General features: G+C 45.1%; 6 protein-coding genes. 3 read left to right on the top strand and 3 right to left on the bottom strand.

Annotated features, from left to right (window positions below; translation table 11 throughout):
* Positions 1-56: 56 nt before the first annotated feature.
* The 3 genes from IBX40_09735 to IBX40_09725 form a co-directional block, all read right to left on the bottom strand.
* Positions 57-347, bottom strand: a complete 291-nt coding sequence (locus tag IBX40_09735) for a hypothetical protein (protein MBE0524596.1) — start codon at positions 345-347, stop codon at positions 57-59.
* A 177-nt stretch (positions 348-524) separates the two neighbouring features.
* Entirely contained in the window at positions 525-689 is a 165-nt protein-coding gene (locus IBX40_09730) for a hypothetical protein (GenBank protein MBE0524595.1), read from the bottom strand.
* A gap of 69 nt (positions 690-758) precedes the next feature.
* Positions 759-962, bottom strand: coding sequence for a TRAM domain-containing protein (locus IBX40_09725; protein MBE0524594.1), 204 nt, complete (start codon positions 960-962; stop codon positions 759-761).
* Positions 963-1,172: 210 nt separating this feature from the next.
* On the opposite strand from IBX40_09725, the gene uvrB reads away from it, so the two are divergent.
* From uvrB to IBX40_09710, 3 genes are all read left to right on the top strand, one after another.
* Positions 1,173-3,161, top strand: coding sequence for an excinuclease ABC subunit UvrB (gene uvrB / locus IBX40_09720; GenBank protein ID MBE0524593.1), 1,989 nt, complete (start codon positions 1,173-1,175; stop codon positions 3,159-3,161).
* A gap of 273 nt (positions 3,162-3,434) precedes the next feature.
* On the top strand, positions 3,435-6,275 hold the full coding sequence (gene uvrA, locus IBX40_09715; protein ID MBE0524592.1) for an excinuclease ABC subunit UvrA: 2,841 nt from the start codon (positions 3,435-3,437) through the stop codon (positions 6,273-6,275).
* 215 nt (positions 6,276-6,490) lie between these two features.
* Positions 6,491-6,913 (top strand): hypothetical protein, encoded by a 423-nt coding sequence (locus IBX40_09710; protein MBE0524591.1) that lies wholly within the window; start codon positions 6,491-6,493, stop codon positions 6,911-6,913.
* Positions 6,914-6,923: the final 10 nt, after the last annotated feature.

The raw sequence follows: 6,923 nt of genomic DNA, 5'->3' as shown, positions 1-6,923 counted from the left end.
ATTGTCATAAATATTCAGATATTTCTATAATTTTCAATAAAAATACATATTTTAGCTTATCCGACAATCTCAGTGAGGACTTTATTCACAACCTCAACGTCAGCTGGATATGCTTTCTCATCAATTACAACAGAAGGCAGTTTCCTGATATGATACTTTAATACCACATCAGGCTGGACAGTTGTATCCAGAATTCTAAACCTGGCACCGAATTTTCTGGCAATTTTTTTTATTGCTTCAGTCACTTCTGGAGTGGGATCACTTGGCATCACAGCTACACCGCATGTGCAATCGATACACTTGTATTCCAGTTTTTTAATAAGTGTAACTTCCAGATCTTCAACCATAGTAGAGTAAATACCAGGAAAATTGATATTTCTTTTATATTTTCAATTAATGGTTAAGTAGAATAATGAAAAATCATAAGTGCAGGTTATAATTGAAAAAATCTATTTTAACCTCACTTACTTTGAATTAAAAGATGTTTATTTTGGTAAAAATTAAAAAAATTAATTATTTACCAATTAAAATCTTTTTTGTCTGTGGTTTGGCAGGCATTCCCTGCAATACACGGGTCTGTCTGGGTCAGGTACAAAAGGTACTTCAGTTTCCTGACCGCAATCAGAGCATTTAGCTGAATGCATTTCGCGAGGTGCTCCAAAGCCGCCCCTATTATCTCTTTGATCCATTTATTATTCCTCTATGAAATTTTATCAATTATCTAAAAAAGTCAAATTATCTATTCTTAAAAAAGTTTATTATACTTTTTCTGCAAATGCGAATTTTCGCATCACTTTACTAACTTTTATCGTTACTTCATCGCCTACTTTTGTATCTGGTACGAAGATTACAAATCCTTCAACTCTGGCAATACCATCGCCTTCTCTTGCAACATCTTCGATGGACACATCATAGCTCTCTCCGACATCTACCGGAGCACTTGATTCCTGATTTCTAAACAATATTACACTTCCTTACGTTACGATCATCAACGATCTGAGAAACTAAATCGCAGAAATACTTATACACTTACTTCTGAAAATGCCTCACTCAGAACAGTTTCTAATCTTAATCCTCTTATATGTTCTTTGAATATATAAAATTTTGCTGCAAAAAAGAGGCAAGATGTGTGACCTACTTTTTAATATCCTTCCAGTGTATACATCTTAGTAATGCCGCCATTCAAGGTAATATCAGACTTCCAACCCGCAGGAGACCAGGGACCGGCCATCGAGGTCTTAACCCAGGGCATCCAGGCAAATGAGCGTGAACAGACCCTTTTGGGTGTCACCGGGTCAGGAAAGACCTTCACCATCGCCAAATTAATAGAGCAAATCCAGCGTCCCGCACTGGTCATCGCCCATAACAAAACCCTGGCAGCACAGTTGTATTCCGAGTTCAAAGAATTCTTTCCCAATAATGCGGTGGAATATTTTGTATCGTATTATGATTATTACCAGCCTGAGGCATATATTCCTGCAACAGATACCTACATAGAGAAGGATTCCCACATCAACGATGAGATCGACAGATTAAGGCTGTCAACCACCCGTTCACTTATGGAACGAAGGGATGTGATAGTGGTTGCCAGTGTTTCCTGCATCTACGGCCTGGGCAGCCCAAAGGAGTGGCGCGAAATGACCCTGATGATCGAGCTGGGACAACAGATCGAACGCAAAGAAATACAGGGCAGGCTGGTAGATATACAGTATGAGCGAAATGACGTGGATTTTACCCAGGGCGCGTTCCGGGTACGAGGAGATACTGTGGAAGTCTTCCCTGCTATGTCCAATCTCGGTGTGCGGATAGAGCTGTTCGGGGAGGAAGTGGAACGTATCAGCGAGTTCGATCCCCTGACCGGGCATACCTTGCATGATCTTGAAAAGGCGGCCATATATCCGGCCAGGCACTATGTCATGCCGATCGAGACTGTTGAAAATGCCATCTCATCCATAAAAAAGGAACTGGAGGTGGAGGTGGAGAACTTTCGGTCCCAGGGAAAACTGCTGGAGGCCCAGCGCCTTGAACAGCGCACAAAGTTCGATATCGAGATGATGCGGGAAATCGGATACTGCAAGGGTATAGAGAACTACAGCCGTCATATGGAAAAACGGGCCGCTGGTGAGCCGCCCTTTACCTTACTGGACTTCTTTCCGGAAGATTATATTGTAGTCACAGATGAAAGCCACGTAATGCTCCCCCAGATAAAGGGGATGCATAACGGGGACAGGGCACGAAAGGACGCACTGGTATCCAACGGATTCAGACTGCCCAGTGCATATGACAACAGACCTTTGCGTATTGATGAGTTCTTCACAAGGATCAATCAGATCATTTATGTCTCAGCAACGCCCGGGGATTTTGAACTTGAACGCAGCAGCAGGATAGTTGAGCAGATCATACGGCCCACCGGTCTGGTAGACCCTGAAGTGGTGATCCGCCCTGTTGAAGGACAGGTGGACGACCTGGTAGCTGAGATCAGGCGTATGGTGGATAAAGGTAGCCGCATTTTGGTAACCACCCTTACCAAACGAATGGCAGAGGATTTGAGCGAATATCTCCTTGAGCTTGATATCAAGGGGAGGTACATGCATTCTGATATCGATACTCTGGAGAGGGTAGAGATCATACGGTCATTGCGTCTGGGTGAATTTGATGTCCTTGTGGGTATAAACCTGTTAAGGGAGGGTCTGGACCTGCCAGAGGTGGCTCTGGTCGCCATTCTGGACGCTGATAAGGAAGGATTCTTACGATCGGAACGCTCTTTGATACAGACCATAGGCCGTGCCAGCCGTAACATTGAGGGCAGGGTGATATTATATGCTGACACGATCACAGGTTCGATCAGCAGAGCAGTTGACGAGACCAACAGGCGGCGCCGTATTCAGACAGAGTATAATCGACAACATCAAATGACGCCTCGATCTATTACTAAAGCTGTAAGGGGAGACCTGGTCCCCAAAGCCGAAGAAGGGGGAGAGATATTTGACGAAATACCCCGGGAAGAGATCCTGAATATTATTATCGATCTTGAAGCAAAGATGCATGCTGCAGCAAAACAACTTGAATTTGAAAAAGCTGCTGATTTGAGGGATAAAATAAAAGGATTTAAAACAAAATTGGAAGAAATGGATATGGTCTCCTCTACCAGCCTTCTATGAAAATACCAGTTCCTGTAACCTGGGCCACCATTGTGGGGCAATTACATGCATTGGTACTGTGGCAATATTTATTAATATGATTCTCATCAGGGAAATAATGGCTTGCAGTTGCCGTACAGCGCTTTCCTACGAGGAATATGCATACATAACCCATATTTAATTACCATGATGTGTTATATTGCTATTCAGCAATATAATTATCTGCTGTCTATGTAAAATTTGGAATTTCCTGCTAAAAGGATTTATCTTGTGTAAGTTAAATTTGAGCTCCAAATGGCTAAAGAAGAGATTATTATAAAAGGTGCAAGGGTTCACAACCTGAAAAACATTGATGTGACCCTGCCCAGGGATAAATTCATCGTTATTACAGGATTGAGCGGCAGTGGTAAGTCATCACTGGCCTTTGACACCATATATGCTGAGGGCCAGCGCCGGTATGTGGAGTCTTTGTCTGCCTATGCCCGCCAGTTCCTGGGTCAGATGGACAAACCTGATGTGGATTATATCGAAGGATTATCCCCTGCCATTTCCATAGAGCAGAAGACCACCAGCAAGAACCCGCGGTCAACTGTGGGTACGGTTACCGAGATATATGACTACCTTAGGCTGTTATATGCCAGGATCGGTGTTCCGCACTGCCCGGAATGCGACAGGGAGATCGCCCCCCAGACCCTGGACCAGATCGTGGATAACGTTCTTGAACTCCCAGAAGGCACCAGGATCCATGTCCTGGCACCAATTGTACAGGATCGAAAAGGTGAATACCGCCAGTTATTCGAAGACCTGAAGCGGGAAGGATACAGCCGGGCCAGGGTGGATGGGGAGATCTTCGACCTTGAAGATGACATCCAGCTGGGAAGGTATCAGAAACATAATATTGAAGTTGTGATCGACCGGCTGGTAATAAAGACCGGCATACGTGAGAGGTTAGCAGACTCCGTTGAGACCGCATTACATGTCGGCGGTGGCGTGGTGATGGTACAGGTGGTTGATGACGGCAAAGACATGCTGTTCAGCGAACATCTCTCCTGTGCCCACTGCAACCTAAGTTTTGAAGCATTGGAACCGGCCATGTTCTCGTTCAACAATCCCAGGGGCGCGTGTCCCCGCTGCCAGGGCCTGGGCAGCACCATGGAATTTGATCCTGAACTGGTCATACCTGACCCAACGCAGTCCATTATGGAGGGGGCCGTTGATCCCTGGGGCAAATCTCCCCACGGCTATCACATGCAGACCCTGAAAGCTGTGGCAGATACGTATAACTTTTCGGTCAATACCCCCTTTGAGCAGTTGAGCCCGAAGCACAGGGATATTATATTGTACGGTTCTGATGAGCGTATCAGGTTCAGGTATGTACCCAGGGACAGGCCAGGGGTATGGGAGCATCACAATAGGTACGAGGGAGTGATCCCAAATCTGCAGCGAAGGTACAGGGAATCTACCAGCGAAGAGATGCGTGATAAGATTCAGCAGTATATGAGCACAGCGCCCTGCCAGGAGTGCCATGGAAAGCGATTGAAACCCTACAGCCTTGCAGTAACGGTACATGATACGGGAATTGATTCCATCTCGGCCATGTCTGTAAATGATGCACATGATTTTTTTAACAATCTGGAGCTTTCCGAACGGGATTATCTGATAGGCAGGCGCATACTGAAAGAGATCAATGCCAGGCTGGGATTTTTAATAGATGTGGGACTTGATTACCTTACCCTTGACAGGGCTGCAGGAACCTTATCCGGCGGGGAGGCGCAGCGTATACGCCTGGCCACCCAGATCGGCTCCAGCCTTGTAGGAGTACTGTATATACTGGACGAACCAAGTATTGGTCTCCATCACAGGGACAATGACCGGCTAATTAAGATGCTGAAGCAGCTGAGGGACCTGGGAAATACCATCATTGTGGTCGAGCATGACCAGGATACCATGCTGGCGGCAGATTATATCGTTGATATTGGGCCGGGTGCTGGTGTCCATGGTGGTGAGGTAGTGGTTGCAGGCACCCCATCAATGGTAATACGCCATAAAAAGTCATTGACAGGACAATATCTTGCAGGGAAGATGAAGATAGACGTACCTTCCAGGCGGAGAATACCCCGGGGTCAGCTTACGGTAAAAGGAGCTGCCGAGCATAACCTGAAGCAGATCGATGTGGATTTTCCTTTGGGTGTGTTCACCTGCGTGACAGGCGTTTCAGGCTCTGGAAAGAGTACGCTGGTCAATGAGATACTGAACAAGGCTCTGGCACAGAAGCTGCACCGGGCCCGTGAACGGCCAGGAAAACATGATGCTATTGAAGGTATCAGGCAGGTCGACAAGGTAATAACCATTGACCAGAGTCCTATCGGCAGGACACCAAGGTCCAATCCTGCCACCTATACAAATGTATTCACTCCCATCAGAGAACTGTATTCCATCACACCTGAATCAAAAGTGCGTGGATACAAACCTGGCAGGTTCAGTTTTAATGTACGTGGCGGACGGTGTGAAGCCTGCCAGGGAGACGGTATCATTACTATAGAGATGCATTTTTTACCTGATGTGTATGTTCAGTGCGAGGTATGTCACGGCAGCCGATATAACAACGAGACCCTGGAGATAATGTACAAGGGGAAGAATATAGCTGATGTGCTTGACATGACCCTGGAGGAAGCTCTTGAGTTCTTCCAGCATATTCCAAAGATAAAGAACAAACTGCAGACCATTTTTGATGTGGGTCTGGGGTATATCAAACTGGGACAGCCTGCCACGACATTAAGCGGCGGCGAAGCCCAGAGGATCAAACTCTCAGCAGAACTGAGCCGCAGAAGCACAGGAAAGACCCTGTACATTCTTGACGAACCCACCACAGGACTTCATTTTGATGATGTGAAGAAATTGCTCTCTGTTTTGAACAGGCTGATAGACGCAGGAAATACTGTTGTTGTGATAGAACACAACCTGGATGTGATTAAGACCGCAGATTATATCATCGACCTGGGGCCGGAAGGAGGAGACAGGGGCGGTACTGTGATAGCAAAAGGAATGCCTGAAGAAGTGGCTGGTGTTAGCGGATCCTATACGGGAGCGTTCCTGAAAAAAATATTGAATGGAACCACTCGTGCTTCTGTATAATCTATACAGTCATGATCATGGCCACACAGTTTCGTAGGAAAAGGTGGACATGGTCGTAAAGGAACCTAAAAAACCCACTGCGATAAAATTTCGATACTCAACAGGGAAAGTATAGAGGCTGGAGAAGAGCATCACATTTAATTTCAAGGCTTGCAGTTTCATCAATCATTTACAACAAAGGCAAGCTAACAACAGCTTCATTAAATAAGATCGTGATGATCGATGATTGTCACTTTCTTTATTTGCGAAAGATCGGTGGATTTGGTATACTGGAAGCATTTTTAAATGGTATTTCAGCCAGCAACGATCATCTCTTCATTACAGCATGGAACCTGTTCTTATGGAATTATCTGGAGGGAACTGTCAATATTGGAAAATATTTTCCCACTCGGATCGACCTGCCAGAGCTGAAAGACAGTGAGATCAAAGAATGTATCCTTTCAGCATACAAACCTGGTGAAATTACCTTTGTGAATGATATTAATGTCAATAAAGAGAAGATAATTGATGTTGTCAGGCATCCTGTTATGATCAAACTGCTGCACAAAACCTTAATATGGTATTCATTAGGATCGATTTTGCTATTCTTAAGACAAAATTCCATAAAACTGAAGATAAAATTGCCACAGAAGACCTGATCTTCAAAAA

Source organism: Methanosarcinales archaeon (genome assembly GCA_014859725.1).
In the GTDB taxonomy this organism is placed as follows: Archaea; Halobacteriota; Methanosarcinia; order Methanosarcinales; family Methanocomedenaceae; genus Kmv04.
The sequence above is the reverse complement of the archived record's forward strand: the minus strand, read 5'-3'. Positions and strand labels throughout refer to the sequence as shown.